The organism is Pseudorhodoplanes sp. (genome assembly GCF_035565795.1).
Taxonomy (GTDB): Bacteria; Pseudomonadota; Alphaproteobacteria; order Rhizobiales; family Xanthobacteraceae; genus Pseudorhodoplanes.
In genome coordinates this window covers 1-3,574 of the sequence record NZ_DATMRV010000271.1, presented here as the reverse complement: position 1 = coordinate 3,574, position 3,574 = coordinate 1, and the positions used below count along the sequence as shown (strand labels likewise).

4 protein-coding genes are annotated in these 3,574 nt (G+C 61.8%); 2 read left to right on the top strand and 2 right to left on the bottom strand.

Annotated features, from left to right (window positions below; all coding sequences use genetic code 11):
* A partial coding sequence (locus VNZ93_RS24315) for an AtaL-like protein (protein ID WP_325711647.1) occupies nt 1-753 on the bottom strand: 753 nt, incomplete at its 3' end.
* A gap of 332 nt (nt 754-1,085) precedes the next feature.
* On the opposite strand from VNZ93_RS24315, the gene VNZ93_RS24310 reads away from it, so the two are divergent.
* Together VNZ93_RS24310 and VNZ93_RS24305 are read left to right on the top strand one after the other, a co-directional pair.
* Complete coding sequence (locus VNZ93_RS24310) at nt 1,086-1,790, top strand: TetR/AcrR family transcriptional regulator (RefSeq protein ID WP_325711646.1); 705 nt, start codon at nt 1,086-1,088, stop codon at nt 1,788-1,790.
* A gap of 204 nt (nt 1,791-1,994) precedes the next feature.
* The gene (locus VNZ93_RS24305) at nt 1,995-3,218 is read left to right on the top strand and encodes an acyl-CoA dehydrogenase family protein (protein ID WP_325711643.1); all 1,224 of its coding nucleotides are present in this window, start codon (nt 1,995-1,997) and stop codon (nt 3,216-3,218) included.
* A 71-nt stretch (nt 3,219-3,289) separates the two neighbouring features.
* Here VNZ93_RS24305 and VNZ93_RS24300 read toward each other — a convergent pair.
* A partial coding sequence (locus VNZ93_RS24300; protein WP_325711640.1) for a tetratricopeptide repeat protein occupies nt 3,290-3,574 on the bottom strand: 285 nt, incomplete at its 5' end.

Below are 3,574 nucleotides of genomic sequence, written 5' to 3'. Positions count from 1 at the left end.
GTCGCCATCCGGCTTCAGGATGGTGACGCAGGGTAGCGTCACCGACTGACCATCCTGGCGCGTATAGGTCACCGCGACTTCGAGGATCGATTCCCCTGCATGGTCCCACCGGTTGATGAACTCGTGCTTCAGGCCGCGGATAGTTGACCAGAACTGCCCGATGGCGCCGGCGATCTGGTCGGGCCCCTCGGCGGCTGGGAAATTGCCGAAGGTCACCTTGGCATTTGGGCTGTGCATCGACTTGAAGGTCTCGAGATCCATCGCATCGACCGCGTCGTAATAGCGCTTGATGAGAGCATTGCGGTCGCTCTTCATCTTGCGGATCGCGGCGAGAGTCGCATCGACCGCCTTGAGATAGTCCTTCTCGACCACCTTGCCGTACTCGACCTCCTCCGGGCTTCCATCCGGCACGCCTGCAAGCTTCAGCTTGAAACTGAATCGCAGTCCCAGCCCGCTTTCATCTTCCTCGATCAGATTGAGGATAGTTCCGAGAACGGAGCCGTCCAGCCGCACGAATTCGACCTGACGCTCCGGCGTCAGCGTGATGCGCTCGCGGCACCGCTCGCCGCGAAACTCGATTTCGCGGACAAATACCCTGTCGCTTTCCCGGTTGAGGACCTTGCAGTGGGTCATGGCCGGGACGAACGGCAACGCATTGTCCGCTTTCATCACCAGACCCTTCCAGACGTCGCTACGTGTCAGGACCGGTTGGCCGGGCTCGTTGACCGGAATTCGCTTCGAGACTTCGATCATTGTCGTACCTCGTGGCTTGGCTGATAATGGCTTGGCAATGAAGACCGGCCGGACCGGACGGCTATTACCAAGGACGAGCGCTGCCGGCCTCTCGGCCTTGCAAGGCCCGGAACCGCAGCGGGTCGGCGCCATGACGACAATCGGATATCGGCTTGATCCAGGTCATTCCGCTCTTCCTCCCACCGCGGCATCTTGTTTCCGATGCCCTGACTTTTCGCGTCGTGGCTTGACTTCAGGTCGTACCGTACCGGACGTTACGGCAAAACTCCAGATGCTGCCAGCCAAAAGTTTGGGTCTGGCTCCAAATACAATTCCTTGGCATAGCTTGGACAATGGAATCGCTAAAGAAATCGGCGAAAGCGGCTGCAAGCTCCGACAGCGATGCCGCGGGCGGCGGAAGGCGCCAGCGCACTGCCGTCAAACGCGAGAAGATCGTACGGTCAGCCGCAAAGCTGTTTCTCGAGCGCGGCTACGAAAGCGTCTCGATCAACGAGATCATCGCGGTCGTCGGCGGCTCAAAGGAAACGATCTATTCCAACTTCGGGAACAAGGCGAAGCTGTTCGAAGCGGTCGTTCAACAGCTCTGCGCAGATGTCACGATCCACATCGACACCCGGCCGATCGGCACGCTGGAGGAGCAGGCAACGCGCATTGCGCATTCCTTCGTCTCGACCGTGCTCACGCCGCAGATCATATCCTTCCATCGCCTGGTCACGTCGATCGGCCGCGACTTTCCGACGGCTGGGCGCCTGTTCTATCAAACAGGACCCGAGACGGTGTATCGCATCTTCGCGGAATGGATCGAGCACCATCAGAAGAGCGGCAACATCCGTGCGGACCATGACCCTCGCCGCCTCGCGATCCTGTTTCACGACATGCTGATTGGCGAACAGATCCTCAGCTGGCTGACCTCCGCCTCGACCCAGAAGGATCGTGCGAAGCGTATCGACCAGACCGTCGAACTCGCGGTTTCGGTCTTTCTTGGCGGTTGTGCGACCCGCGGCAAAGGCTCGCAAACAAGGAAGTCAGCCCCGTAAGCACAAGCATGATCGCGGCGCTGCGATCCTCCGCCGCGATTCATTTCAAAGCAGAAACAGATCGTTAGTTGGCCAACGCCGATCAGTTGCGCTTGCAACGATTGAGCGCGGCACAGCACGCGCGAATCTCCATTGTCAAAATCCTCCCGCACGTGCAGTATACGTACCGTAACGAACGTTACGCTTTCACAGGGAGGAAGCGGGATGCAGCAGGAAGCGAAACGCTCCGCAGCCGTTCACACGCTGGCGGCGCGGCCGGAATTCACCGACATCATCGCGAGGATTCGAAAACTCGCACCCGACATCAGTGCGCGAGCATTGAGTGCGGAAAAAGCAAAGCGCGTTCCCGCCGAGACCATGGACGCGCTGCGCGATGCGAATGTGTTTCGCGTGATGCAGCCGAAGCGCTTCGGCGGTTACGAATACGGGCCCGCCGAACTCGCGCAAATCGGCTTCGAACTCGGACGCGCCTGCGGCTCGACCGGATGGTGTGGAACGCTCGCGGTCTGCTTCGGCTGGAAGACCGCCTTCTTCCCGCTCGAGGCGCAGCAGGAAGTCTGGGACAATCCCGAGAATCTGCTGTCGGTCGCTTACCTGCCCTCACCGAAGGTCGAGGTGGTGGACGGCGGCATCAAGCTCGCCGGCACCTGGCCGTGGGCGAGCGGCATCGACAGCGCCGCATGGCTTATCCTTGCGGCCTTGCTTCCGGGCAAGGACGGACCGCCAACGCCGGCATGGTGTCTCGTGCCGGTGCGCGATGTCGTGGTTGATCACGACAGCTGGAATGTTGCCGGCTTGCAGGGCACCGGATCGAAAACCGTTCATATCAAGGACGCGATCTTCGTGCCTGGTCACCGCGTCCTGCCGCTCCCGCTCGTCTTCGCCGGCAAGGTGCCTGGCCTTCAGGTGCCGGATAACACGCCGGCGCGCTTCGGCTATCCGACCTTCGGCCCGACCGCCCTCGTCTCACCCATCGTCGGCATGGCGCAGGGCGCGCTCGACGCCTTCACCGAGACCGCGCGGGATGCCAAGCGCATGGCGCGGCCGGGCGTGTTCGAGAAGGTCGCCGAACAGCCCCTGATCCAGAGCCTGATCGGCCGTGCCTCGGCGCAGATCGATGCCGCCCGCACCCTGATGGCGACGAGCCTGAAGGAAGGCCAGGACGTCATCCTCTCCGGTGGCACCCTCGAGATCGAGCAGCGCGTGCGAATCCGGCGCAATCACGGCTTTGCCGGGCGCACGTCCTCCGATGTCGTCAACGAGATCTTCCAGAAGTCGGGCGCACAGGCGGCCGACGAAAAGAACAAGGTCCAGCGCTTCTGGCGCGATGCCAACACGGCTGCACTGCATGCCAGTCTGGATTGGGATACGCTCTCTGCCCTGTACGGCACGCAGCAACTCGGGCTGCCGCCGCAAGGCGTGTTCTGAACGATCTGTTCTGAATGATTTTGGCCGGAGCTGCGGCTCCGGCCATACGAGGCAACGCCGATCAGATGCCGCTACTTGAAGCCGGCGCGGGCGAACACATCCGCGATATCCGGCGCCAGGTTCTGGGCGGCCGCATGATCCTGTGACGCCTGCTCGGCCAAGCCCTTTCTGGAATGGGCCAGCCCGCGGCCGTATAGCGCGGTTGCCAATTTCGGATCGAGGCGCAGCGCTGCCGTGTAATCGGAAATCGCCAGGTCCCATTCTCCGAGCTTCAAATAGACAAAGCCGCGCCCGTCATAGGCTGCTGCATTTTGCTCGTGCTTGAGCGACTCGGCGCAGTCGGCCAGTGCGGCCTG